Source organism: Ralstonia psammae (assembly GCF_958405935.1).
Classification (GTDB): Bacteria; Pseudomonadota; Gammaproteobacteria; order Burkholderiales; family Burkholderiaceae; genus Ralstonia; species Ralstonia psammae.
Window position 1 is genome coordinate 428,941 of the sequence record NZ_CATZBU010000002.1, and the last position, 24,120, is coordinate 453,060.

Genomic DNA, 24,120 nt, shown 5'->3' on the forward strand with positions numbered 1-24,120 from the left:
GGGTTCTGTGGCAACCCAGGGGGCCGTTCGTCAAATGGAAGAATGCACGGTGAGGAAGGCCAAGCCCAGCCAGCGTCGCGTACGAGCAAAAGAAAAAGAAAAAGCCCCGAACCAGTCGGGGCTTTTTTCGTTGCATTCTGGAGGCGGAGGCCGGAATCGAACCGGCGTACACGGCTTTGCAGGCCGCTGCATAACCACTTTGCTACCCCGCCAGGGGCTCAGCACCGCATTGTAGCAATTCGTGAAGAACCGCGTGTTTGCCGTGCCGATAAAGAAAAAGGGAAGCAAGGCTTCCCTTCGGGATTGGAGCGGGAAACGAGGCTCGAACTCGCGACCTCAACCTTGGCAAGGTTGCGCTCTACCAACTGAGCTATTCCCGCGTAACCGGTTATGCCGCCGTGCTATCACATCAACACAGCCACACATTTCAAACTGGAGCGGGAAACGAGGCTCGAACTCGCGACCTCAACCTTGGCAAGGTTGCGCTCTACCAACTGAGCTATTCCCGCATTTTGGCCACCAGCACTGCCGTACAACCTTTGTGCTGCCAGACCGTTTGCGTCACATCACTGCAACGCGAGAACGAAATTATGGCAAAGAAAGATCGTCCTCGTCAACAGTTTTGCGCAAGAGTTTTTACAGACTCATTTTGCGCGCTCGCGGATCTGCGGCCACGCGAGCTTCATGTAGTACGCCATCGACCACAGCGTAAGCACCGCCGCCACGTAAATCAGCCACGTGCCCCACACTTGCGCGTCGATCATGTCGAACAGGCGGCCCTCGAACAGCAGCAGCGGAATCGCGATCATCTGGAAGGTCGTCTTCAGCTTGCCGAGGAAGTTGACGGCCACGCTCTTCGACGCGCCAATCTGCGCCATCCATTCGCGCAGGGCGGAGATGGTGATCTCGCGCCCGATGATGACGAGCGCGATGACGTCCGACACGCGGCCCAATGACAGCAGCACCAGCAGCGCGGCGGCCACCATCAGCTTGTCAGCCACCGGATCGAGGAAAGCGCCGAAGGCGGAAGTCTGGTTCCAGCGGCGTGCGAGAAAGCCATCGAACCAATCGGTGAGGCTCGCGACGATAAAAAACACCGCGGCCGTCAGGTTCTTGGCGGGCAGTGCCATCCAGGTGTCCGGCACGTAGAACACACCCACCACCAGCGGGATCATGGCCACACGCAACCAGGTCAGGAGGATCGGGAAGTTGAAAGGCATGGCAAATCGAGAGGACAACCGCCGCGCAAGCTCACACCCACGCGACAAGATGGGGCATTGTCGCCGATCAATGCAGCTGACGGTAGATTTCTTCGGCGAGGGTCTGCGAGATGCCTTCTACCGTAGCGAGTTCGTCGACGCTCGCGGCCATCACGCCACGCAGGCCGCCGAAGCGCGCCAGCAGCCGCTGCCGGCGCTTGGCGCCGATGCCTTCGATCTCTTCCAGCCGCGACGTGTTGCGCGCCTTGGCCCGCTTGGCACGCATGCCGGTGATGGCAAAGCGGTGCGCCTCATCGCGAATTTGTGCGACGAGCATCAGTGCGGCGCTGCCTTGCCCCAGCTCCAATGACGGACGGCCATCGGCGAAGACAAGCGTTTCCAGGCCGACCTTGCGACCCTCGCCCTTGGCCACTCCGACGAGCACTCCAATATCCAGCCCCAACTCCTCAAAGACCTGGCGCGCGACTTCCACTTGCCCCTTGCCGCCGTCGATCAACACGATGATCGGCATGTTGGGCGTGTCTTCGCCGGCCTGTTCGACGATCTTCTGGTAGCGGCGCGTGAGGACTTGCCGCATGGCCGCGTAGTCGTCGCCCGGGGTGATGTCCTGGATGTTGTAGCGGCGGTACTCGCTGTTTTGCATGGCGTGGCTGTGAAAGACCACGCACGAGGCTTGTGTGGCCTCGCCGGCGGTGTGGCTGATGTCGAAGCACTCGACGCGCAGCGCGGCAAGGTCTTCGAGATCGATGCCGATGGTCTCGGCCAGCGCGAGCGTACGGGCCTGCTGGCTGCCTTGCTCGGAAAGCCGACGCATGAGCGACAGCTCGGCGCCCTTCTCCGCCATCTCCAGCCAGGCGCGGCGCCCGCCCTGCGGCTGGCGCACAACCGAAACACGACGCCCGGCCTGCTCGGCCAGCGCGTCGATCAACTCGGTCGCATGAATCTGATGGCTGACCACCAGCACCGGCGGCACGAACTGATCGAGATAGTGCTGCGCGACGAAGGCTTCGAGGATGTCGCTGGCCACGCGTTCGGCATCGCGCGATGTTTCCGCCGCAGCTTCGCCGTCGGCTTCGACATCCACGCCGACGATGGCAGCCCCCTCTTCCACGTGCGTGGGAAAGTAAGCCTTGTCGCCCAGATGACGCCCGCCGCGCACCATCGCGAGGTTCACGCAGGCGTGACCACCCTTGATGGCAACGGCCAGAATGTCGATGTCGCTGGCGTGGCCAACTTCTTCGACCGACTGCTGCTTGAGCACCGTCGACAGCGCGCCGATCTGGTCGCGCACGATGGCGGCCTGCTCGAACTCCAGCGACTCGGAGTAGCGCTGCATCTTTTCCTGCAGCGTCTGCATGACTTCGTCCTGACGACCTTGCAGAAAACCGGCGGCGTTGGCGACGTCACGTGCGTAATCCTCGGTGCCGATCGCCTGGACGCACGGCCCGCTGCAACGATGGATCTGATACAGCAGGCACGGTCGCGTACGGTTGTTGAAGACGGTGTCTTCGCACGTGCGAAGCTGGAACACCTTCTGCAGGATCTGCATGCTCTCGCGCACCGCATGCGCACTCGGGAATGGGCCGAAGTACTGGTGCTTGCGATCCGTCGCGCCACGGTAATACGTCATGCGCGGATACGCGTGCTGCGTGAGCTTGAGATACGGGTACGACTTGTCGTCGCGAAACAGGATGTTGTAACGCGGGGCCAGCGCCTTGATGAGGTTGTTCTCGAGCAGCAGCGCTTCGGCCTCGCTGCGCACGACCGTGGTGTCGATGCGCGCGATCTTCGCGACCATCATCGCGATGCGCGGCGAAAGCAGCGTCTTGTTGAAGTAGCTCGACACGCGCTTCTTGAGGTCGCGGGCCTTGCCCACATAGAGCACGTTGCCCTGCGCATCAAAGTAGCGATACACACCCGGCAGGTTCGGCAGGCGCGCGATGTGCGCCTTCGCGTCGAACTCGGGCACATGTGCGGGCGCGCTGGGCTCGACGCTCTCGGGCGTCTCAGGGGGCTGGGGTTGCGTGGGGTCGGACGACATGGCGTTCGCTGGATCAGAGGCCGTCAGTGTAGAACAAGCCGCCGACTACAATGTCGGCCCGTCCTCTTCACTGCTCGACTCGCCTTCCTGCATGCGCACCATCACATCCTGGGATCTCTTCTGCCGCGTCGTCGACAACTACGGCGACATCGGCGTCTGCTGGCGCCTGGCTCGCCAGCTGGTGCAGGAGCACGGCCACATCGTCCGCCTGTGGGTCGACGATCTCCGCTCGTTCGAAAAGATCTGCCCGGCTGTCGACGCGAAGGCCGATGCGCAGCGCGTCTCGGGCGTCGATATTCGCCACTGGGCTGACGATGCGCAGGTCGCGAACCTGCTCGCCGCCAATGCACACCCCGCGCTGCACGATGTGGTGATTGGCGCCTTCGCATGCGCTGTCCCAGAGCCCCTGTTGAAACGCATGGCCGAGCAGGCATCCCAGGGGGCGGCGCCGGTTTGGATCAACCTGGAATACCTGAGCGCCGAGAACTGGGTAGCCGAACACCACGCGATGCAGTCGCCACATCTGCGACTGCCGCTCGTCAAACACTTCTTCTTCCCCGGCTTTGCTCGCAACACGGGCGGCGTCCTGCGGGAATCGCATCTTGGCGCGCAACGCACGACGTTCGAGGCCAGCCCCGCCGCCCGCGAGGCGTTGTGGCACCGCCTCGGCGTTGACGACCTGATGCGCGCCACCCCAGACGCCCTGCGCGTGAGCCTGTTTGCCTATGCCAACCCGGCACTACCGACGCTGGTCGCTCAATGGGAATCTTCGCCCCAGCCGGTGATCTGCCTGGTGCCGGAGGGCTTGGCCGCCTCGCAGCTCGCCGAGCTATTGGGTGACGCCGGTGGCGCCAGGAATGGTGCCCGGTGGACGCGCGGCAACCTGAGCGTGGCGGTCGTCCCGTTCGTGCCCCAAGAGCACTACGACCCGCTCCTCTGGGCATGCGACATCAATTTCGTGCGCGGGGAAGACTCGTTCGTGCGCGCCCAATGGGCCCTGAAGCCGTTTGTCTGGCATATCTACCCACAAAGCGACGACGTACACCTCACCAAGCTGGACGCATTTCTAGCGCGCTATACAGCTGCCTTGACCGAGGCCGACGCCAAGACGCTCATCGCCTTCTGGCACGCCTGGAATGGTGCGCCCGCGTCACTCGACTGGGCGGACTTTGCGGCCATTGCGCCTCGCCTGCGCGCACGGGCCGCCACCTGGGAGCAAAGCTTGATGCAGCTGGGTGATCTTGCCGCGAATTTGGTGGCATTTTGCGAAAAACAGGTAAAATAGCGGGCTAATCTGTATGCGACCCCGGCTCTGACCTGGTTCGCGCGACCCGGAGGGTATCGCGCGGTGCTTCGTTGCTTGGCGCGCATCGAACCCTCTTACTCTCAGGAAATGTGAAATGGCTTTGAAAATCGCGCAAGAACTCCGCGCTGGCAACGTGTTCATGATCGGCAACGACGCAATGGTCGTGCTCAAGACCGAGTACAGCCGTTCGGGCCGTTCGGGCGCCGTCGTCAAGATGAAGTACAAGAACCTGCTGACGGGCGCAGGCGGCGAGTCGGTTTTCAACGCCGACGACAAAATGGACCAGGTCATCCTGGAGAAGAAGGAAGCCGAGTATTCCTACTTCGACGGCACGATGTACGTGTTCATGGACCCGGTCACCTACGAACAGTACAACGTTGAGCCCGCCGCCATGGGCAGCGCGCTGAACTACCTGCAAGACGGCATGAAGGTCGAAGTGACGTTCTACAACGAGAACGCTATCTCGGTGGAACTGCCGACCACGGTTGTCCGCGAAATCGTCTACACCGAACCCGCCGTCAAGGGCGACACGTCGTCGGGTAAGGTTCTGAAGGCGGCTCGCATCAACGACAACGAAGAGTTCGTGATCATGGTGCCGCTGTTCTGCAACATCGGCGAGAAGATCGAAATCGACACGCGTACCGACGAGTACCGTAGCCGCGCCAAGTAAGCTGGCGTTGCAGCAAGAAGAAAGGCTCCCTCGGGAGCCTTTTCTTTTGCGATCGCGTTTTGGCGTTTTGGCGTTTTGGCGCTACGCGATAAGTTTTGCCTCGCGCAAAGTACGCAGCGCCTGCTTGTAGGCCGATTGCTGCTGCAGCTTCGCCCAGTCCTTCACAGCCCGGCCGCCAAACAGCCGGCGCACGCGACGCTGCGACGCTTTGCCCATCGGCACGTCCAGTTCGCCGAGCAATTGATCGGCTTTCGCCGGCGCATTGCAGATCAGCACCATGTCGCAGCCGGCCGTGAGGGCCGCTCGCGCACCGTCGACGACCGTGCCGGCAACGCTCGCACCTTCCATGCTCAGGTCATCGCTGAAGATCACGCCGTCAAAGTTGAAATGCGCGCGCAGCATGTCCTGCAGCCAGAAACGAGAGAACCCCGCCGGGTTCGGATCGACCGCCGAGTAAATCACGTGCGCCGGCATCACCGACTGCAGGCCGATTCCCATCCAGCCGTAGGGCTGCGCGTCGTCAGCGAGGATGGCCTCCAGCGGGCGCTCGTCCACCGGTACAGCGATGTGCGAATCAGCCTGGACGTAGCCGTGGCCGGGGAAATGCTTGCCGCAGTTGGACATGCCGGCCAGGCGCAGACCCAGCGTCAGGTGGTTGGCGAGCAACGTGACCACGCGCGGGTCGCGATGGAACGCGCGATCGCCGATCACGCTGCTGGTGTCGTAGTCGAGATCGAGCACGGGCGTGAAGCTGAGGTCGATATCGCACGCACGCAGTTCGGCGGCCAGCACGTAGCCGCAGGCGGTGGCAGCGCGCGTGGCGGCCAGAACATCAGTGTCCCAGAGCTTGCCCAGCGCGCCCATGGCGGGCAGGTGCGTGAAGCCGTCGGTCTTGGCGCGCTGCACACGACCGCCTTCGTGGTCGATGCAAATCAGCACATCATTGCGAGTCGCGCGAATGGCTTGCGTGAGCGCCGTCAATTGCGCGCGCGATTCAAAGTTGCGCGCAAACAGGATCACGCCGCCCGTCAACGGATGGGCAATACGTCGAACATCATCGGGGCGGAGTTCGAGGCCGGCAACATCCAGAACGATCGGGCCGGGGTGCTTCTGCTTCTTGGTTTGAGTCATGCGGAGGATTTCGTTTGCAACTCGGCGACGGCGAAGGCGACTGCGTAGTCGCGTTCGTCCGTCACACTGATCTGGATATGAAGGCCGTGCTGCGCAATCCAGTCGGCCAGTTCACCGCTGTAGCGCACCACTGGTTGGCCGGATGGCAGGTTGAGCGTCTGCACCGCACGCCACGTCATCGGCCAGCGCATGCCCAGGCCGATGGCCTTGGACACGGCTTCCTTGGCGGCAAAGCGCGTGGCAAGAAATGCAAGGCCGCGCCGCTCGGAGCGTGCCTTGCGGGCGTGATAGACACGCAACTCATCGGGCCCAAGCACTTTCTCGGCGAAGCGGCCGTTAGTCCGCTGTATCACACCTTCGACGCGCTCGATCTGGATGATGTCGGTGCCGATGCCGTAAATGGCACCGGACACCGAAGCGGCTGCGGCCCGTTCGCTCATGCAGGCACGCCCGGATGTGCGGCCGCCGGCGTTGTGGACGACAGCCGCGCCGCGACCATGATCGCCTTCATCTCGCGCACCGCGTTCTGCCAGCCTGCAAACACAGCATGCGCAACGACGGCGTGGCCGATGTTGAGTTCATGAATGCCGGCGATGGCCGCGATCGGCTGCACGTTCGTGTAATGGAGGCCGTGGCCGGCGTTCACTCGCACGCCCCAGCGGATGCCCTCTTCCACTGCGGTTTCGATGCGGACGAGTTCCGCACGCAACTCCGCATCGTCGGTCGCTTCGGCATAGCGGCCCGTGTGCAGTTCGATGACCGGCGCACCAGCGGCGGCGGCGGCTTCGATCTGCGCCGCATCCGGATCGATGAACAGCGACACGCGGATACCCGCATCGGCCAGTTGCTTGCATGCGGCTTGCACCTTGGCGAAACCGCCCACCACATCCAGGCCGCCCTCGGTGGTCACTTCCTGGCGGCGCTCTGGGACGAGACAGACGTCCTGCGGGCCGATGTCGCATGCGATGTCGAGCATCTCCTGCGTGACGGCGCACTCCAGGTTCATGCGTGTGCGCAGTTGCGGCCGCAGCGCGCGCACATCGGCGTCCTTGATGTGGCGGCGATCTTCGCGCAGGTGCAGCGTGATGAGATCGGCGCCGGCCTCTTCAGCCAGCAGCGCCGCGGCAATCGGGTCCGGGTAAGTGGTGCCGCGCGCGTTGCGCAGCGTGGCGACGTGGTCGATGTTGATACCCAGGTCGATGATTCCCGGCGAGGCATGAAAGATCATAGTTTCTGCAAGTCGATCAGGATCTGGCGCGTCGAAAGCGGCGTGCCATGCAAATGATAATGCAGCAGGAAACGCATCAGGCTGCGGCTTTGCTGCGCGGTCGTCGGGCGTGAGGCGTAATCGTCATGCTCCATGTCGATCAGCGTCTGGCCGCGCAGAACAGGCCAGGACGATGGATCGCTCGGCAGCGTGCGCCGGATGCCGCGTTCAGGGTGATAGACGTACTCGGCATCGGCCTGCACGGGTTCACCGTCGATACAGCGGTCAAGCTGCGCGGCAAAGCCGGTCTCACGTAGCAGCACACGTTCGAACGCGCGCAGGGTGAAGGCCGCGGGTTCACCATGAGCAAGCTTATTGAGCGTTTCAACGTAATGCGCGAACAGCACCGGGTGGCCGTCTTCGCGAGCAACGAACTTGACGAGCAGTTCGTTCAGATAGAAACCGGATAGCAGCCCCTCCCCGCCCAGCGGCAGCATGCCGCCCACCCACTCGGCGCGGGTCAGCGTGCGGACATCACCGCGTCCGCTCCAGGACAGCGACAGCGGCTGGAACGTCTGCAGCACCGCTCGCAACGCCGAATGCGGTCGCTTGGCCCCCTTGGCGACCAGCGCCATGCGCCCGTAGTCCGGTGTGAAGACGTCGATGATGAGGCTGGTTTCCCGATACGGGTAACTGTGCAGCACGAAAGCCGGCTGCGCAGCAACGCGTGTTTCGGAACGCCCGGCAGGAAAGCCCCTGCGCGGTGCGGCGCCGGTAACACCTTCCTCGGCTAGCCATTCCGCGGCTTCGTCCGGAATCGGATCGGATCGTCCCGCCATCGAGCGTGTGTAGAGTGGCGCGGGTGACTGGTTACTCGTAGCCGTAGGCGCGCAGGCCGGCCTCGTTGTCGGCCCAACCGCTCTTGACCTTGATCCAGACCTCCAGATACACCTTGCCGTCGAACAGTTTTTCCATGTCCATGCGGGCTTCGGTAGAAATCTGCTTGAGCTTGGCGCCCTTCGCGCCAATGATCATTGCCTTGTGCGCGTCGCGGTCGACCAGGATGGTCACGAACACGCGGCGCAGACGGCCTTCGGTCTCGAATTTATCGACGATGACGGTGCTGGAATACGGCAACTCGTCGCCAGTCCAGCGAAAGACCTTCTCGCGAACGATTTCCGCGGCCAGAAAGCGCTCGCTGCGATCGGTCAGCGCTTCCGGGTCGTACATCGGCTCGCCTTCCGGCAGGTACGGGCGCACGATGCCGAGCAGGCGGTCGATGTCGTCGCGGTTCTTGGCCGACATCGGCACGATTTCGGCAAATGGAAACACCTGTGCCATGTCCTGCAGGAACACGGCAACCATCTCGGCGCGCGTGTACGCATCGAGCCGGTCGACCTTATTGACGATCAGGATCACGGGCGTCTCGCGCGGCAGCAGCGAGAGCACCTTCTCATCGTCCGGGCCGTAGCGGCCGGCCTCGACCACGAACAACACCGCGTCGACGGACGTAAGCGTGGAGGTGACCGCTCGGTTCAGCGAGCGGTTCAGCGCCGTAGCGTGACGGGTCTGAAAACCGGGTGTATCGACGAAGACGAACTGGGCGTCATCCGTCGTCTGAATACCGGTGATGCGGTGGCGCGTGGTCTGCGCCTTGCGCGATGTAATGCTGACTTTCTGGCCCACCAGGGCGTTCACCAGCGTGGATTTGCCGACGTTCGGCCGCCCAACAATGGCGACCATGCCGCAGCGGAACCCCTCCGGCACACCAGATTCTGGCTGCGGAGGCTGCAATGGGGTGTCGCTCATTTACCTGATTATTCCTTCAACCTGAGAGACAACTGCGGATCGGGAGGCGTAGCCTGCTTGCGCGTCTTGCCGGTGCGCTCGGCGCGGCTGCGCTTGACGAGCTGCGGCACCAGGCGGTGCGCTTCATCCAGGGCCAGCTTGGCCGCCGATTGTTCGGCCGCGCGCCGCGATGCCCCGTTGCCGGAGACGCGAATCTCCAGCTTCGGGATCGAGCACTCAACCTCGAATTGCTGATTATGCGCCGCGCCGTGGGTGGCAACCACTGTGTACAGCGGCAACGCAATCTTGTGACCTTGGAGGTACTCCTGCAACAGCGTCTTGGCGTCCTTGCCCAGCGTGCGCGGGTCGACTTGTTCAAGGATCGGGATATACAGCTTGCGGATCAGCGTGCGGGCAGCATCGAAGCCACCGTCAAGGAACACCGCCCCGAAAATCGCTTCGAGGGCATCAGCCAGGATGGAGGGACGGCGAAAACCGCCGCTCTTCAACTCGCCTTCGCCCAAACGCAGGGCATCGGGCAACTGCAACATCTGCGCGATCTCGTACAGCGCCTGTTGCTTGACCAGATTGGCCCGCACGCGCGAGAGATCGCCCTCATCCAGCTTGCCGAACATGCCGTAAAGCATGTCGGCGACAGCGCAATTCAGGATCGAATCGCCAAGAAATTCCAGGCGCTCGTTGTGCATCGCACTGTGGCTGCGATGGGTGAGCGCCTGCTGCAGCAACTCCGGTTTGCTGAAGCGGTAGCCAAGACGTTGCTGTAGTGCATCCAGACTCATGTCAACGCTGGGTCCCCGAATAGGTGATCACCAGACCGATGGGGCCATACAACGGGATCTCGCGCTTGTACGAAAAACGCACCGCCTGGATGGAACCGCCGCCGTCCAGCACTTCCAGATCTTCACCCTTGATCGACGTGATGTCATCAATCGCGGCTTGCTTGTCGAAGGCGCTGGCAACCTCTTCGCGCGTGCTCGCACGCTCGCGCGCCTGCTTCACGGCGCGCGTGATGGCCTGGTATTCCATCAGGCTCGGAACGGAGCGAATCGCCGGCAGCACGAACGTGATCAGCACAATGATGCCGATCAGGATGCCGAACATCGTAATCCCGCGCGACGGGCGTTTGAGGCCGGCCTGACGAATCCGCATTGCATTTCCCCCGTTGTGCAATTGCCGAGTTTTAATAAGAGAATTTTGCGTCACTTTTGAATCAGTGGAAAGCACCGATCCGCTTCAGGTCACCCAGATTCATCCAGATGAAGAACGCCTTGCCCACAATGTTCTTGTCCGGCACAAAACCCCAGTAACGGGAATCCGCGCTGTTGTCGCGATTATCGCCCATCATGAAATAGTGACCTGCAGGTACCTTGCAGGTGAAGCCGGTCTGATTGTAAGTGCAGTTTTCGCGGAACGGAAAATCGTCGGGCCCAGAGACATAGGCCGGGCGGTCGGCGTCGTTCAGGATGTTGTGCGTCACGCTGCCAAGGGTCTCCTGGTACTGCTTCGAGTACGTCAGGCGTTCGCCATCGAGGTAATCGGCCTGCGGTGCGTAGGTAGCTGGCTGGCCGTTCACCGTCAGGTGCTTGTTGTCGTACTTCACCACGTCACCCGGCACGCCAATCACGCGCTTGATGTAGTCCATCGACTCGTCTTTCGGATATCGGAAGACCATCACGTCGCCGCGTTGCGGCTGGTTCAGTTCGACGATCTTCTTGTTCACGATCGGCAAACGAATGCCATACGTGTACTTGTTGACGAGGATGAAATCGCCGATCTGCAGCGTCGGAATCATCGAGCCCGACGGAATCTTGAACGGCTCGATCACGAACGAGCGCAACAGGAACACCGCGGCGATCACCGGGAAGAAGCTGGCGGTGTACTCCAACCACCAGGGCTGGCGCAGCTTGTCCTCAGCCAGTTGCAAACGCGCGGCACCGATGTCGCCACCGCCACCGTACTGGGCCTGCACCTGCGCGCGTGCATCAAATTCAGCCAGCGCGGCGGCCGCAGCCGCTTGACGCTGGCGCTGGAACACGAGCTTGTCAGCCACCCACGCAATACCGGTGAGGACTACGAGAACAAACAGAATCAGGGCGAAGTTCATGGATGAGAGATCGTCCGAGCGATGTCTGGATTATTTTTCTTCGACGCGCAGGATGGCCAGGAAGGCCTCTTGCGGAATTTCAACGGTACCCACCTGCTTCATGCGCTTCTTGCCCTCTTTCTGCTTTTCGAGGAGCTTCTTCTTGCGCGAGATATCGCCGCCGTAGCACTTGGCCAGCACGTTTTTGCGCAGTGCCTTGACGTTTTCGCGGGCGATCACGTTGGCGCCAATGGCAGCCTGGATCGCCACGTCGTACATCTGGCGCGGAATGATCTCGCGCATCTTGGCGGCCACTTCGCGGCCACGGTAGGTGCTGTTGGAACGGTGGACGATGATGGACAGCGCATCGACCTTGTCGCCGTTGATCAGGATGTCGACCTTGACCACGTCCGACACGCGGTATTCCTTGAACTCGTAATCCATCGACGCATAACCGCGCGAGACGGATTTCAGCCGGTCGAAGAAGTCCAGCACGATCTCGCCCATCGGGATTTCGTACGTCAGCTGGACTTGGCGGCCGTGGTAGCTCATGTTGATCTGGGAACCACGCTTCTGCTCGCACAGCGTGATCACAGCGCCCACGTAATCCTGCGGCATGTACAGATTGACCGTGACGATCGGTTCGAGAATCGCCTCGATCTTGCTCGGGTCCGCCGGCATCTTGGCAGGGTTTTCCACCTGCACCGTCGTGCCGTCGCGCAGTTGCACCTGATAGACCACCGTCGGCGCGGTGGTGATCAGGTCCATGTCGAATTCGCGCTCCAGGCGCTCCTGCACGATCTCCATGTGCAACAGACCCAGGAAGCCGCAGCGGAAGCCAAAACCCAGCGCCTGCGACACTTCCGGCTCGTACTGCAGCGACGCGTCGTTGAGCTTGAGCTTTTCCAGCGATTCGCGCAGCGCTTCGTACTGGTTGGCTTCCACCGGATACAGGCCGGCAAACACCTGCGGCTTGACTTCCTTGAAGCCGGGCAGCGGCGCCTCGGCCTTGCGCGCCACGTGGGTGATGGTGTCACCCACCTTGGCGGCCTTCAGTTCCTTGATGCCAGCGATGACGAAGCCCACCTGCCCTGCCGACAACGATTCCCGCGGTACCGACTTCGGCGAGAACACGCCCACCTGCTCCACCAAGTGCTGCGCACCGGTTGCCATCAGCAAGACTTTGTCCTTGGCGCGCAGCGTGCCGTTCACCACACGCACCAGCATCACCACGCCGACGTAGTTGTCGAACCACGAGTCGATGATCAACGCTTGCAGCGGCGCAGCCGGGTCGCCCTTGGGTGCCGGCACTTTGGCGATCAGCGCTTCCAGCACGTCTACCACGCCTACGCCGGTCTTGGCGGAGCAGCGCGTCGCGTCGGTTGCGTCGATGCCGATCACGTCCTCGATTTCCTGGATTGCGTTGTCCGGATCGGCCGCAGGCAAGTCGATCTTGTTGAGCACCGGCACCACTTCCACGCCAAGCTCGATGGCGGTGTAACAGTTGGCGACGGTTTGCGCCTCCACACCCTGGGAGGCATCGACCACCAGCAGAGCACCCTCGCATGCGGACAGCGAGCGGCTGACTTCGTAGCTGAAGTCAACGTGTCCCGGCGTGTCGATCAGGTTGAGGTTGTAGACCTTGCCGTCGCGTGCCTTGTAGGACAGCGCGGCGGTCTGCGCCTTGATGGTGATGCCGCGCTCCTTCTCGATGTCCATCGAGTCCAGCACTTGGGCTTCCATCTCGCGGTCGGAGAGCCCGCCACACAGCTGGATGATGCGATCGGCCAGCGTCGATTTGCCGTGGTCGATGTGGGCGATGATCGAGAAATTGCGGATATTGTCCATCGAATGCGTCGAAAAGCGCCCATCCCGGGCGCGTCTGCCGGGAGCGCGAGGCGGTTCCGGCATGGCCGGCGCGCGTTGGCTGCGTCGGCGGGAGGTATTGGATTTCAAGCCGAAGTTGCGGCACAAGAATCGTGCAATGCAAAAATCGGCGCTAACAGGCGATTTTACCGGATTTCAGGGGGCTTCCCGCGCGTCTTTTTGCGGCAGCGGCGTTGCGTCAGTTGTGCGCGGCCTGTGCTGCCAGCCACGCCTGCACGGCCGGCACATCCAGAAAGTAGTGGCACAGCTCACGCGCATGTTCAGGCGGTGTTTCCGGCGCCCCCGTCATCAGCACGGGCACCCATTCGTCAAACCGCGCTTCCAGCACGGGATCGCTATCGACGTCCACTTCGTGCAGCACAAAAGAAAAACCGCGCCGAAGCGGCTCCAGCGCGTTCTTCATGTCGTCGCACAAATGGCAATACGTGCGTCCGTAGAGCGTCAGTTCGATCACTGGCCGCTACCCGAACGGGCCGCACTCGGGCGCAGTGTCACCACCTGGGTGGCATCGCCGCGGCGTACAAACACGGCAACCATGCGGTTCTTGTCGAGCTTGGCGACCACCTCGTTGAACTGCTTGGCGTTGGTGACATCAGTATCACCCACGCGCAGAATCAGGTCGCCCGGTCGAATGCCGACACGAGCCGCCGGCCCTTCAGACACCTGCACTTCAACGCCACTCTTGGTTTTGAACTCACGACGCGCGCCGTCGGACAAGTCAGCCACCACCATCCCCAGCGCATTCGGCTTGCCAGGACCCTGCTGGCTGTTATCAGGCTGCGCGCCCTTGGTGCGCTGCGCCACCTTCGTGTCAGCCTGCAACTCGGCGACCGTCACGGTGAGATCGCGCGTGCCGCCCTTGCGCCACACCTGCACGGTAGCGCGCGTGCCCGGCTTGGTTTCGCCGACCTGGCGCTGCAGATCGCCCGCCTTCTCGACATCGCGGCCGTTGTATTTCAAGACGATGTCACCTGCCTCGATGCCGGCCTTGTCCGCCGGACCGCCCGATTCGACATTGCCCACATAGGCGCCGCGCGCACGGCCCAGACCCAGCGACTCCGCTGCGTCCTTCGGCACGTTATCGATTGCCACGCCGATGCGACCGCGTGTCACGCGCCCCGTCGCCTTCAACTGCTCAGCCACACGCATCGCCTCGTCGATGGGGATCGAGAACGAGATACCCATGTAGCCGCCGCTCTGGCTGTAGATCTGGTTGTTGATGCCGATCACCTCGCCGCGCAGGTTGATCAGCGGGCCGCCCGAGTTGCCCGGGTTGACGGCCACGTCGGATTGGATAAACGGCAGGTAGTCGCCCGTATCGCGCCCCTTGGCCGACACTATGCCCGCCGTAACCGTATTGTCCAAGCCAAACGGGGAACCGATCGCGAGCACCCACTCGCCCACGCGAACCTTATCGGAATCGCCGAGCTTCAGGCTCGGCAGACCGCTCGCCTCCACCTTGACGAGGGCCACGTCGGTACGTTTATCCAAGCCGATCAGCTTGGCCTTGTACTCACGCTTGTCGATCAGCGTGACGTAGATGGTTTCCGCGCCTTCCACCACATGCGCGTTGGTCAGGATGTAGCCGTCACCCGAGACGATGAAGCCCGAACCGACACCGCGGCTCTGCTCTTCTTCCTGTTGCGGCGGCGCGTTGCGGCGCTTCTGGCCTTGCCCCTGGCCGGGCACGCCCGGCATCGGCACACCGAAGAAGCGACGGAAGAATTCGGCCATGTCGTCATCGCTCGGACCACCCTGCTGCATGCGAACCTTTTCGGTCGTACGGATGTTGACGACGGCGGGACTTACCTTCTCGACCAAGTCGGCAAAGTCGGGCAGGCCATACGTGCCCGTGGCCACGCTACCCGTGGCGTTCTGCGCGTGGGCCGGCGCCAGCACGCCCCCAACCGCCACAGCGGCGGCAACACACAGCAGGCGCAAGGCGTGAACGGATCGAGCGGTACGCATGGAAGCTCCCCGGAACAAAGACAAATAGAGAAATGTCGCTGCGCGACCACGCCGCGCAGCGAAGACAGATGCCGGCTGCGGCTACTGTGGCGCGCTGGCCGGCTTGTTGGTCGCGTTGGCGGACATCGGCTTGTAGTCGACTGCCGCGCCAAACTGCTTGATGGTAGCAAACGGGACTTCGCCCACGACCGTCAGCCAGAAATCGGCAACACGTCGCACCATCACATGCGTGGCACCTTGCGAGATAAAGCCTTCGCGGCGCGAGCGCTTTTCCGACACCGGTTCGATAAAGAGCGACAGCCCTGCCAACCCGTCACTAAACACGACCTGCTGGACTTCAAAACCCAAGCTGTTCTTGCCGGCCGGCGCAATATCACCCAGCGGACGGCGCACCTCGCGGATCTTCTGGAAGCCCTTGACGGGGGTGCCGATCGTCCAGCCTTGCTCGGCCAGATTCGTCGGCTGCGTGACGATCTCGTACTGATTCCAGCCGTTCAGGTTCTTGAATGCAGCGACGATCTTCTGCTTTTCAGACGGCACACCCAGCTCAACTTGGGAGAAGGCGACCTGCTCCAACACCTTGCCGTCCTCACCGATGGTCTGGGCGCGCATCAGCAAACCACTGTTGCGCTCCGCCCAGATGCGGTAGGCGTAACGGTAGCCGTCCTTCGGATCAAGCTGGAAGACCTCGCAATCCATGCCTGCGACGCGCTCGGCAGGCAGGCGGCGCATGTCGTATTGATCAAGCACATCGCCATTGGTGGTGGCGAGCAGCGCCGGGAAGCTGTCCTTGTGCTCCTGCTTCTCCGTCACAACGAGTTTGACGTCGTAAATCAGGTTCCGGACGACGTCGTTCTGGCGCAGCATCTCGCGCTGCTTGCCGTCCAGCGCTTCGACACGCTCATACTCGTTGTTGAAGAGATCAGCATAGTGCTGAATGCGAGTCGAATGCATGCCGGTGCCACGCTGATACGTGAGCGTACCGACGTAGTTCTGCTTGAGCGCTGCGCGATGGATTTTGACCAGCCAGGAGGCCGCTTCCTTGCGCGGCATGGGATCGGGTTGCGGCTGCGCAGCCGTCGCCAACGCCGAAACACACAGAAGAAGAAAAACCGACCGACGAACGGCCTGCAGCTTTCGGGCGCCTGCCCCGGCAACGGGGTGCCACACCTTCGACATGGATGCCCGCATTATTCCTGATTGGAGTCCTGGGTGTTCGCCACCCCATTGGCCACTGCACGCAGATACGGAACCACCATACCGTTGGTCGCCGATTGACGATGGGCACTCAGGTACTCATCCAGACGGGCGTCGCGGATCATCGGCGTATTGTCGGTTGCCGCTACGGTCAACGCCTGCGCGCCAGCACCTTGCGTTGCTTTGGCGACCAGTGCGGGAGAGCCGTCGGCGCCATCGACAGGACCGCGCATTTGCGGCACGACGACCCAACTGACGGCCGCCACCGCCGCCGCCACGGCGGTCGTAGGCATGATCCGGCGGACCCACGCAGGGCTAACCAAAAAACGATGCTTCACTTGGGTTTTCGCACGCTGCGCCACAGCCGGCACAAGCAGATGAGGCTCAGCGTCGAGTTTGGCGGAAAACCGGCTGAGGAAATCTTCAGAGGAACGCGTGTTCAGCAGATCTTCCGACCGGAGCACGTCGCCGATCAGTTGATATTCGTGCCAATGCGCTGCGCCCTCGCCATCCTTGGCGAGTTCCACGGCAGACGACACTTCGTGCGCTGCGACTTCACCGTCCATCAAGGCAGAGATGCGTTGTGCGAACTCCGCTTCTGCCGTTTGCAATTGAGCCTGACCCATTTCCCGACCCCAAAAACTCCAACGTCCAATCAACGATCCAAGAGAAGACTTCCCGAGTTTTCACCGTTTGCAGCCGCATGCGGCCGCCGGCTTGTCATATCGGCTGGCTACCACCGTTTGCCCTCCACCGTTCCCAGCAGGGGGCGCAATTTCTCGGCAATCGCCTCGCGCGCCCGGAAGATGCGGGATCGGACGGTACCGATCGGGCATTCCATCGCTTCGGCGATTTCCTCATAGCTCAGACCCTCGATCTCCCGGAGTGTGATTGCGGTACGCAATTCTTCGGGTAGCGCTTCCATTGCACGGTTGACCGTTTCGGCCACCTGCTTGGTGTGCAGCATGGAGTCCGGCGTATTGATATCCCTTAGTAGCTCACCGTCGGCAAAAGTTTCAGCCTCTTCGGTGTCGATGTCGCTGGACGATTCCGGACGCCGACCCTGTGTCGCCAGGTAATTCTTGGCCGTGTTGACGGCGATGCGATACAGCCACGTATAGAACGCGGATTCCCCCCGAAATTGGGGTAACGCACGGTAGGCCTTGATAAAGGCATCCTGTGCCACATCCTCGACTTCGGCCGGGTCACGGATCAGGCGCGAGACGAGCCGGATGATCTTGCGATGGTACTTGACCACCAGCAGCTCAAACGCTCGCTTGTCGCCTTGCTGGACGCGCTCGACGAGGATCTGGTCGGCTTCGCGTTCACTCACGGATTCTTCACCTGCAGTGTATCGCCTTGAATTTTTGTGACTTGGAAACGTTGTATTTTACCTACGACACACCGGACACCCGGGAGCCCACGTGGGGTGGCCCCAGGCGCAGCAGACTTCGCATACGACGCAGCGTCCCGGCAGAGAACCACGGCGGCATCAGCACAAGAATCTGCGGACACCACCCGTGACGCGCGATCCCAAGGACCAAGACGCGCTCACCGAGTGACCATGACCATAACAGAGCCGCATTTTGGACCGCTTCTGGCGCTTTCAATCGGACCTGCCACACGGCTTGACCGGGCTCTCCGTCCTCTTTGAGACGAACGCGCCACATCAGTTCCATTGCAAGCGGCGAACGGTTCACCATCAATGGAAGGCACCCCGCGATGACCAGTCCGCTGACGACAGCCCAGGTGCTCAACGGCAACGCGGCCCCCCACGTTTGGATCATCCAGAAGGCCACAGCGCCAACGAGGCCTGCCATGCCGATCCGACCAATCGCGCACAACCGCCGATACGGCGCCGGAAAAACGATGTGCTGAACAACCAAGGCAAAAACGAAGCGGCACGCGCCGTGAGGCTACGTGCCGCCTTGCCTTACGGGCGCTTGAACACCAGCGTGCCGTTCGTCCCGCCGAAGCCGAAGTTGTTCTTCACGGCCACGTCGATCTTCATGTCACGCGCGGTGTTGGCGCAGTAATCGAGATCGCACTCGGGATCCTGATTGAAGATATTGATGGTCGGCGGCGACACCTGATTGTGCAGCGCCAGCACCGTGAACACCGACTCCAACCCGCCCGCGCCACCCAGCAAGTGGCCGGTCATGGACTTGGTGGAGTTCACGACGATCTTGCCGGCATGATCGCCGAAAGCCGCCTTGATGGCTTCGGATTCGTTCTTGTCGCCCAGCGGCGTGGATGTACCGTGCGCGTTTAGGTAATGGACCTGATCCGCATTCATGCCGGCATCGCGCAGCGCATTCAGCATGCAACGGCGCGGGCCGTCCATGTTCGGCGCCGTCATATGGAACGCATCGCCACTCATGCCGAAGCCTGCGACTTCGGCGTAGATCGTGGCGCCACGTGCCTTGGCCGATTCGTACTCTTCCAGCACCATCACACCAGCGCCTTCGCCCAGCACGAAGCCGTCGCGGTCCTTGTCCCAGGGGCGGGACGCGGTGGCCGGATCGTCATTGCGCGTGGACAGCGCACGGGCTGCGGCAAAGCCGCCAATGCCCAGAGGCGAAACGGTCGATTCAGCACCGCCGGCAACCATCGCGTCAGCATCACCCGCCTGGATCAGGCGTGCAGCCAGACCAATGCTGTGCAGACCAGTCGTACAAGCCGTGACGGCAGCCAGGTTCGGGCCCTTCAAGCCGAACATGATGCTCAGATGGCCGGAGATCATGTTGATGATGGAACCAGGCACAAAGAACGGCGAAATCCTGCGCGGGCCGCGATCGACGTAGGTCTGGTGCGTATCTTCGATCATCGGCAGACCGCCGATACCGGAACCGACCAGCACACCGACGCGCTCCGCATTGGCTTCGGTCACTTCCAGCCCGCTGTCCTTCAGCGCTTGCACGCCGGCAGCGATGCCGTAATGGATGAAGGTATCCATGTTGCGGGCTTCCTTCGCCGGGATGTAATCCTCGGCGTTGAAACCCTTCACCTCGCCCGCGAAATGCACGGCCAGGTTCGACGGATCGAATTTGGTGATGGTGGCGATCCCGGACTTGCCGGCGACCAGATTGGCCCACCCTTCGGCGACCGAGTTCCCTACCGGAGAGACCAGCCCCAGGCCGGTTACCACTACGCGACGACGGCTCACTATGCTTTCCTGCAACTCTGTATCAGCGACAAAGGCCACAGAAAACGCGCCACCCGGTCAAGCCGGACAACCGCCCTTTCTGTGGCCCGCGATGTCAAGAGATCGATTGACGCTTACGCCTTGACGTGGGCGGTCGCGTAATCGATGGCTTGCTGCACCGTGGTGATCTTCTCTGCTTCTTCGTCCGGAATTTCCATACCGAACTCGTCTTCCAGAGCCATCACCAGCTCAACCGTATCGAGCGAATCCGCGCCCAGATCGTTCACGAACGACGATTCGTTCTTGATGTCCGCTTCGGCCACGCCGAGTTGCTCAGCAACGATCTTCTTAACGCGTGCGTCGATGTTGTCCATTTAACCCTCCAGGGAAGTATTCGACAAAAAGTGCGCGCATTCTAGCAGGTTTGCGCGGTGAAAAACCGTGCCGGAATCCATGCAAAAAGTGCGCCCAACATGTTGCTAAAAGCCAGTTAAATCAGCGATCGCACAGGATTTTGCACATGCGCAAAGCCCCGCACACCCGCCGCCGGGACGGCTTCCTTATCCCATGTACATGCCGCCGTTGACGTGCAGCGTCGAGCCAGTAATGTAGCCCGCCGCCGGTGACGCCAGGAAGGCAACCGCGCTGGCGATGTCCTCAGGCGCGCCCAGGCGGCCTAGCGGAATCTGCGCCTTCAGCGCGGTGTGTTGCTCTTCCGACAGGACCTTGGTCATGTCGGTATCGATAAAGCCCGGCGCGATGCAATTGACCGTGATGTTACGGCTGCCGATCTCGCGTGCCAGCGCGCGGGCCATGCCCTCCACGCCAGCCTTGGCTGCGGCGTAGTTCGCCTGACCGGGGTTGCCTGCCGAGCCCACCACCGAAGTAATGTTGATGATGCGGCCACCGCGCGCCTTCATCATCGGGCGCAGCACGGCGCGCGACAGGCGGAACACGGCGGAGAGATTCGTGTCGATGACCGACACCCATTCATCGTCCTTCATGCGCATCGCCAGGTTGTCCTGCGTGATGCCGGCATTGTTGACGAGGATGTTCAGGCCGCCGTGCGTTTTGATGGTTTCGTCGATGACGGCTTCGCAGCGCGTGGCGTCATTCACGTTGAGCACCACACCCGAGCCCTTCACGCCGGCTTCGGCAAAGTAAGCCGTGATGGCTTGCGCACCGGCTTCCGACGTGGCCGTACCGACCACCGTCGCGCCCTGGCGCGCCAGTTCCAGCGCGATAGCACGGCCGATGCCGCGCGAGGCACCGGTAACGAGCGCAACCTGATTATTCAATGCTTGGGTCATACGAATCCCGTTGATTATTTGAGTTGGCCCAGCACGGCTTCCAGCGATGCCGGATCGAAGATCGCGTCGCCGACGATCTCGCCATCGATACGTTTGACCAGACCAGCCAGCACCTTGCCCGGGCCGCACTCGACCACGCGGGTAATGCCGTCCGCCTTCATCTTCTGGACCGTCTCGACCCAGCGCACGGGCGCTGCTGCCTGGCGCACCAGCGCATCCTTGATGGCAGCCGGGTCGCTCACCACAGCCACGTCCACGTTATTGATGACGGGGATCACCGGGGCATTGACCGTCACATTAGCGAGATACTCGCGCAGACGATCCGACGCTGGCTTGAGCAGCGACGAGTGGAACGGCGCCGACACCGGCAGCGGCAGGGCGCGCTTGGCACCCTTGGCCTTGGCGATTTCGCACGCCTTCTCGACAGCCGCCTTGGCACCTGCGATCACCACCTGGGCCGGCGCGTTGAAGTTCACGGCCTCGACCACGCCCGCAACCGAAGCTTCGGCACATGCGGCGCGCACGTCGTTGTCCGACAGGCCAAGGATCGCAGCCATACCGCCCTCGCCAACCGGCACGGCTTCCTGCATCGCCTTGGCGCGGAAACGCACCAGCGGCACGGCGTCTTTGAACGCGATGGCGCCTGCGGCGACCAGCGCCGAATACTCGCCCAGGCTATGGCCTGCCACGACGGTCGGCCTCGGGCCGCCGGCAGCCTGCCATGCACGATAGACAGCAACAGCTGCCGTCAGCATGACGGGCTGCGTGTTGGTCGTCAGGTTCAGCTCTTCAGCCGGGCCTTCGGCAATCAACTTGCCGATGTCCTGACCCAACGCGTCGGACGCCTCGGCCAGCGTGGCCGCCACGGCCGGATGATCGGCAAACGCATTGAGCATGCCGACCGATTGCGAACCCTGGCCGGGAAAGACGAAAGCGAATGTCATGGCTCGTATTGTTCGTTCTGGAAATTCGTCGATCAGAAGCGCAGCAGCGCAGCGCCCCAGGTAAAGCCGCCGCCCACACCTTCGAGCATCACGTGCTGACCTCGCTGGATGCGGCCGTCGCGCACAGCAACATCCAACGCCAGCGGAATCGAGGCAGCCGACGTGTTGCCGTGCTCGTCGACGGTCACGATCAGGCGCTCGTTAGAGAGGCCCAGCTTTTTGGTCGTGCCCTGCATGATGCGGATGTTGGCCTGGTGCGGAATCAACCAGTCGACTTGCGAGGCATCAAGTTCGGCAGCGGCCAGTGCTTCGCGGGCAACCTTGTCGAGCACCGTCACGGCCAGCTTGAAGACAGCCTGACCATCCATGTAAAGGAAGGCGCTGCCCTGGATTGCACCTGCGGCCACGTTGCCCGGCACGCACAGGATATTTGCGTGGCTACCGTCAGCATGCAGCGCAGTCGCCAGGATGCCCGGCTCGTCAGAAGCCTGTAGCACCACGGCGCCGGCGCCATCGCCAAACAGCACACAAGTGGTGCGATCGCTGAAATCGATGATGCGCGAGAAGACTTCCGAGCCGATCACCAGCACGTTGCGGTACGCGCCCGAGCGGATGAATTTGTCGGCGGTCGCCAGCGCATAGACGAAGCCGGAACACACGGCCTGCACGTCGAACGCAGCGCACCCGTTGGTGATGCCGAGCTTTTGCTGCACCAGGCACGCCGTGCTCGGGAACACGAAATCCGGCGTAGACGTCGCGACCAGGATCAGGTCGAGTTCGGAGCGATCGATGCCGGCGGCTTCAATAGCGCGCTCGGCCGCCTTCACGGCGAGGTCGCTGCACGCAACATCGGGCTCGGCGAAATGACGCGCGCGGATGCCGCTGCGCGAGACGATCCATTCGTCGCTCGTCTCGATGCCCTGCTCGGCCAATTGGGCGGCCAGTTCGTCATTGGTAACCCGCTTGGGCGGCAAGTAGCTGCCCGTACCGATGATCCTTGCGAAACGTGTCATGTGCGGTGGGGTGAAATCTGACTCGGAGGCGACGCGTTCAAGCCGCGTCGGCGGCCGGAGTGGAAGTGGAGACCGGCGCAGCGCCCGCTGCGTCATGGTGCGATTCGAACGCCTGCGCAATGCGGGCGATCACGCCGTTGGCCGCGGCGTCGTAGGCACGCTTGATGGCCCATTCGAACGCGTAGGCATCGGCCGAGCCGTGGCTCTTGATGACCAAGCCGCGCAAGCCAAGCAGCGCGGCGCCATTGTAGCGCCGATGATCGACGCGCCGCTTGAAACGCGTCAGCACCGGAAGCGCCACGACGGCGAGCAGCTTGGTGAACCACGAGCGACTGAATTCCTGACGCAGCATCTCGCCGATCATCTTGGCCAGGCCTTCGGTGCTCTTGAGCGCCACGTTACCGACAAAGCCATCGCAGACAACGATGTCGGTCGTGCCCTTGAAGATGTCGTTGCCTTCAACGTTACCGAAGAAATTGAGATCGGACGCGCGCAGCAACTCACCCGCCTGCTTGACCACCTCGTTGCCCTTGATGACCTCTTCGCCGATGTTGAGCAGGCCCACCGTCGGGCGCGGCTTCTGCTCCACCACCGACACCATTGCCGAGGCCATCTGCGCGAATTGCAGCAGGTGCTCGGGTTCGCAGTCGGCGTTGGCGCCAAGATCCAGCACGGTGGTGCCGGCACCCTTCTCGTTCGGGATGGCGGTGGCGATGGCCGGGCGGTCAATACCGTCCAGCGTCTTGAGAACGTAACGCGACACGGCCATCAACGCACCGGTATTGCCAGCGGAAACGCACGCCTGAGCGGCGCCTTCCTTGAGCTGATTGATAGCCACGCGCATCGAAGAATCTTTCTTCTTGCGCAGCGCGACTTCAACCGGATCGTCCATCGACACCACCTCGGAGGCGGGAACAACGTGGACGCGCGGGTTCGCGGTGGCGTGGAGTCGCTTGAGCTGTGCCGCAATAGCATCGGGCTGCCCGACGAGCAGCATTTCGACGTCTTCGTGTGCGGCGAGAAAATGGATCGCTGCAGGGATTGTCACGCCAACGCCGTGATCACCGCCCATGCAGTCGATGGCAAGCTTGATGGTCATGCGAGTCTGAGTTGCGGTTTCACGTGCGGCTCCGGCCGTTGGCGCGCGTATGGTACACAAACCCGTACACGCATTGCCGAATTTCGCTCA

24 protein-coding genes and 3 tRNA genes are annotated in these 24,120 nt (G+C 62.3%); 2 read left to right on the forward strand and 25 right to left on the reverse strand.

Going from position 1 to position 24,120, the window contains the following annotated elements; all coding sequences use genetic code 11:
* Positions 1–138 precede the first annotated feature (138 nt).
* From R2N16_RS05740 to uvrC, 5 genes are all read right to left on the reverse strand, one after another.
* A tRNA-Cys gene (locus R2N16_RS05740) sits at positions 139–212 on the reverse strand.
* Positions 213–304: 92 nt separating this feature from the next.
* Positions 305–380: transfer RNA gene (locus R2N16_RS05745), tRNA-Gly, on the reverse strand.
* A 53-nt stretch (positions 381–433) separates the two neighbouring features.
* Positions 434–509 (reverse strand) — tRNA-Gly (locus R2N16_RS05750).
* A 135-nt stretch (positions 510–644) separates the two neighbouring features.
* A complete protein-coding gene (gene pgsA / locus R2N16_RS05755; RefSeq protein WP_232042414.1) occupies positions 645–1,220 on the reverse strand; it encodes a CDP-diacylglycerol--glycerol-3-phosphate 3-phosphatidyltransferase in 576 nt (191 codons plus the stop codon).
* Between the two features lie 67 nt (positions 1,221–1,287).
* The gene (uvrC, locus tag R2N16_RS05760) at positions 1,288–3,261 is read right to left on the reverse strand and encodes an excinuclease ABC subunit UvrC (RefSeq protein ID WP_316664599.1); all 1,974 of its coding nucleotides are present in this window, start codon (positions 3,259–3,261) and stop codon (positions 1,288–1,290) included.
* A gap of 91 nt (positions 3,262–3,352) precedes the next feature.
* Here uvrC and earP point away from each other — a divergent pair, with 91 nt between their 5' ends.
* Both earP and efp read left to right on the forward strand, forming a co-directional pair.
* Entirely contained in the window at positions 3,353–4,546 is a 1,194-nt protein-coding gene (earP, locus tag R2N16_RS05765; RefSeq protein ID WP_316664851.1) for an elongation factor P maturation arginine rhamnosyltransferase EarP, read from the forward strand.
* Between the two features lie 121 nt (positions 4,547–4,667).
* The gene (gene efp, locus R2N16_RS05770; protein ID WP_316664852.1) at positions 4,668–5,237 is read left to right on the forward strand and encodes an elongation factor P; all 570 of its coding nucleotides are present in this window, start codon (positions 4,668–4,670) and stop codon (positions 5,235–5,237) included.
* 81 nt (positions 5,238–5,318) lie between these two features.
* Here efp and nagZ read toward each other — a convergent pair whose 3' ends face one another.
* The 20 genes from nagZ to plsX all read right to left on the reverse strand — a co-directional run bounded on the left by nagZ (position 5,319) and on the right by plsX (position 24,030).
* Positions 5,319–6,368 (reverse strand): beta-N-acetylhexosaminidase, encoded by a 1,050-nt coding sequence (gene nagZ, locus R2N16_RS05775; RefSeq protein ID WP_316664601.1) that lies wholly within the window; start codon positions 6,366–6,368, stop codon positions 5,319–5,321.
* Positions 6,365–6,808 (reverse strand): holo-ACP synthase, encoded by a 444-nt coding sequence (acpS, locus tag R2N16_RS05780; protein WP_316664602.1) that lies wholly within the window; start codon positions 6,806–6,808, stop codon positions 6,365–6,367. Before acpS ends, nagZ begins: the two co-directional genes overlap by 4 nt.
* On the reverse strand, positions 6,805–7,596 hold the full coding sequence (pdxJ, locus tag R2N16_RS05785) for a pyridoxine 5'-phosphate synthase (protein ID WP_316664603.1): 792 nt from the start codon (positions 7,594–7,596) through the stop codon (positions 6,805–6,807). Before pdxJ ends, acpS begins: the two co-directional genes overlap by 4 nt.
* Positions 7,593–8,414, reverse strand: a complete 822-nt coding sequence (gene recO, locus R2N16_RS05790) for a DNA repair protein RecO (protein ID WP_316664604.1) — start codon at positions 8,412–8,414, stop codon at positions 7,593–7,595. Before recO ends, pdxJ begins: the two co-directional genes overlap by 4 nt.
* A gap of 31 nt (positions 8,415–8,445) precedes the next feature.
* Positions 8,446–9,384: a GTPase Era gene (gene era / locus R2N16_RS05795; protein WP_316664605.1), complete on the reverse strand. Its 939-nt coding sequence runs from the start codon at positions 9,382–9,384 to the stop codon at positions 8,446–8,448.
* Between the two features lie 8 nt (positions 9,385–9,392).
* Positions 9,393–10,163, reverse strand: coding sequence for a ribonuclease III (gene rnc, locus R2N16_RS05800; protein ID WP_316664607.1), 771 nt, complete (start codon positions 10,161–10,163; stop codon positions 9,393–9,395).
* Position 10,164: 1 nt separating this feature from the next.
* The gene (locus tag R2N16_RS05805) at positions 10,165–10,533 is read right to left on the reverse strand and encodes a DUF4845 domain-containing protein (protein WP_316664608.1); all 369 of its coding nucleotides are present in this window, start codon (positions 10,531–10,533) and stop codon (positions 10,165–10,167) included.
* Between the two features lie 61 nt (positions 10,534–10,594).
* Positions 10,595–11,488, reverse strand: a complete 894-nt coding sequence (gene lepB, locus R2N16_RS05810; protein ID WP_316664609.1) for a signal peptidase I — start codon at positions 11,486–11,488, stop codon at positions 10,595–10,597.
* Between the two features lie 30 nt (positions 11,489–11,518).
* Complete coding sequence (gene lepA, locus R2N16_RS05815; RefSeq protein WP_316664611.1) at positions 11,519–13,315, reverse strand: translation elongation factor 4; 1,797 nt, start codon at positions 13,313–13,315, stop codon at positions 11,519–11,521.
* Between the two features lie 217 nt (positions 13,316–13,532).
* Positions 13,533–13,808, reverse strand: coding sequence for a glutaredoxin family protein (locus R2N16_RS05820; RefSeq protein ID WP_316664612.1), 276 nt, complete (start codon positions 13,806–13,808; stop codon positions 13,533–13,535).
* A complete protein-coding gene (locus R2N16_RS05825) occupies positions 13,805–15,322 on the reverse strand; it encodes a DegQ family serine endoprotease (RefSeq protein WP_316664614.1) in 1,518 nt (505 codons plus the stop codon). The genes R2N16_RS05820 and R2N16_RS05825 overlap by 4 nt, the downstream gene beginning before the upstream one ends.
* A gap of 81 nt (positions 15,323–15,403) precedes the next feature.
* On the reverse strand, positions 15,404–16,501 hold the full coding sequence (locus tag R2N16_RS05830; protein WP_316664615.1) for a MucB/RseB C-terminal domain-containing protein: 1,098 nt from the start codon (positions 16,499–16,501) through the stop codon (positions 15,404–15,406).
* Between the two features lie 11 nt (positions 16,502–16,512).
* Positions 16,513–17,145 (reverse strand): sigma-E factor negative regulatory protein, encoded by a 633-nt coding sequence (locus R2N16_RS05835; protein WP_316664616.1) that lies wholly within the window; start codon positions 17,143–17,145, stop codon positions 16,513–16,515.
* Between the two features lie 107 nt (positions 17,146–17,252).
* On the reverse strand, positions 17,253–17,852 hold the full coding sequence (rpoE, locus tag R2N16_RS05840; RefSeq protein ID WP_004635646.1) for an RNA polymerase sigma factor RpoE: 600 nt from the start codon (positions 17,850–17,852) through the stop codon (positions 17,253–17,255).
* Positions 17,853–18,452: 600 nt separating this feature from the next.
* A complete protein-coding gene (fabF, locus tag R2N16_RS05845; protein ID WP_316664618.1) occupies positions 18,453–19,685 on the reverse strand; it encodes a beta-ketoacyl-ACP synthase II in 1,233 nt (410 codons plus the stop codon).
* Between the two features lie 113 nt (positions 19,686–19,798).
* Complete coding sequence (gene acpP, locus R2N16_RS05850) at positions 19,799–20,038, reverse strand: acyl carrier protein (protein ID WP_004635650.1); 240 nt, start codon at positions 20,036–20,038, stop codon at positions 19,799–19,801.
* 186 nt (positions 20,039–20,224) lie between these two features.
* Positions 20,225–20,974, reverse strand: a complete 750-nt coding sequence (fabG, locus tag R2N16_RS05855; RefSeq protein WP_316664621.1) for a 3-oxoacyl-ACP reductase FabG — start codon at positions 20,972–20,974, stop codon at positions 20,225–20,227.
* Between the two features lie 14 nt (positions 20,975–20,988).
* Positions 20,989–21,918 carry an ACP S-malonyltransferase gene (fabD, locus tag R2N16_RS05860; RefSeq protein WP_316664622.1) on the reverse strand — a complete coding sequence of 310 codons (930 nt, stop codon included), beginning with the start codon at positions 21,916–21,918 and terminating at the stop codon, positions 20,989–20,991.
* A gap of 32 nt (positions 21,919–21,950) precedes the next feature.
* Entirely contained in the window at positions 21,951–22,931 is a 981-nt protein-coding gene (locus R2N16_RS05865) for a beta-ketoacyl-ACP synthase III (RefSeq protein ID WP_316664624.1), read from the reverse strand.
* A gap of 37 nt (positions 22,932–22,968) precedes the next feature.
* Positions 22,969–24,030 carry a phosphate acyltransferase PlsX gene (gene plsX / locus R2N16_RS05870; RefSeq protein WP_009238535.1) on the reverse strand — a complete coding sequence of 354 codons (1,062 nt, stop codon included), beginning with the start codon at positions 24,028–24,030 and terminating at the stop codon, positions 22,969–22,971.
* Positions 24,031–24,120: the final 90 nt, after the last annotated feature.

Bases quoted from the DNA above. Each gene is read 5' to 3' on its own strand.
- pgsA (WP_232042414.1), bottom strand. From the start codon at position 1,220: ATGCCTTTCAACTTCCCGATCCTCCTGACCTGGTTGCGTGTGGCCATG.
- uvrC (WP_316664599.1), bottom strand. From the start codon at position 3,261: ATGTCGTCCGACCCCACGCAACCCCAGCCCCCTGAGACGCCCGAGAGC.
- earP (WP_316664851.1), top strand. From the start codon at position 3,353: ATGCGCACCATCACATCCTGGGATCTCTTCTGCCGCGTCGTCGACAAC.
- nagZ (WP_316664601.1), bottom strand. From the start codon at position 6,368: ATGACTCAAACCAAGAAGCAGAAGCACCCCGGCCCGATCGTTCTGGAT.
- acpS (WP_316664602.1), bottom strand. From the start codon at position 6,808: ATGAGCGAACGGGCCGCAGCCGCTTCGGTGTCCGGTGCCATTTACGGC.
- pdxJ (WP_316664603.1), bottom strand. From the start codon at position 7,596: ATGATCTTTCATGCCTCGCCGGGAATCATCGACCTGGGTATCAACATC.
- recO (WP_316664604.1), bottom strand. From the start codon at position 8,414: ATGGCGGGACGATCCGATCCGATTCCGGACGAAGCCGCGGAATGGCTA.
- era (WP_316664605.1), bottom strand. From the start codon at position 9,384: ATGAGCGACACCCCATTGCAGCCTCCGCAGCCAGAATCTGGTGTGCCG.
- rnc (WP_316664607.1), bottom strand. From the start codon at position 10,163: ATGAGTCTGGATGCACTACAGCAACGTCTTGGCTACCGCTTCAGCAAA.
- R2N16_RS05805 (WP_316664608.1), bottom strand. From the start codon at position 10,533: ATGCGGATTCGTCAGGCCGGCCTCAAACGCCCGTCGCGCGGGATTACG.
- lepB (WP_316664609.1), bottom strand. From the start codon at position 11,488: ATGAACTTCGCCCTGATTCTGTTTGTTCTCGTAGTCCTCACCGGTATT.
- lepA (WP_316664611.1), bottom strand. From the start codon at position 13,315: ATGGACAATATCCGCAATTTCTCGATCATCGCCCACATCGACCACGGC.
- R2N16_RS05825 (WP_316664614.1), bottom strand. From the start codon at position 15,322: ATGCGTACCGCTCGATCCGTTCACGCCTTGCGCCTGCTGTGTGTTGCC.
- R2N16_RS05830 (WP_316664615.1), bottom strand. From the start codon at position 16,501: ATGTCGAAGGTGTGGCACCCCGTTGCCGGGGCAGGCGCCCGAAAGCTG.
- R2N16_RS05835 (WP_316664616.1), bottom strand. From the start codon at position 17,145: ATGGGTCAGGCTCAATTGCAAACGGCAGAAGCGGAGTTCGCACAACGC.
- acpP (WP_004635650.1), bottom strand. From the start codon at position 20,038: ATGGACAACATCGACGCACGCGTTAAGAAGATCGTTGCTGAGCAACTC.
- fabG (WP_316664621.1), bottom strand. From the start codon at position 20,974: ATGACCCAAGCATTGAATAATCAGGTTGCGCTCGTTACCGGTGCCTCG.
- fabD (WP_316664622.1), bottom strand. From the start codon at position 21,918: ATGACATTCGCTTTCGTCTTTCCCGGCCAGGGTTCGCAATCGGTCGGC.
- R2N16_RS05865 (WP_316664624.1), bottom strand. From the start codon at position 22,931: ATGACACGTTTCGCAAGGATCATCGGTACGGGCAGCTACTTGCCGCCC.
- plsX (WP_009238535.1), bottom strand. From the start codon at position 24,030: ATGACCATCAAGCTTGCCATCGACTGCATGGGCGGTGATCACGGCGTT.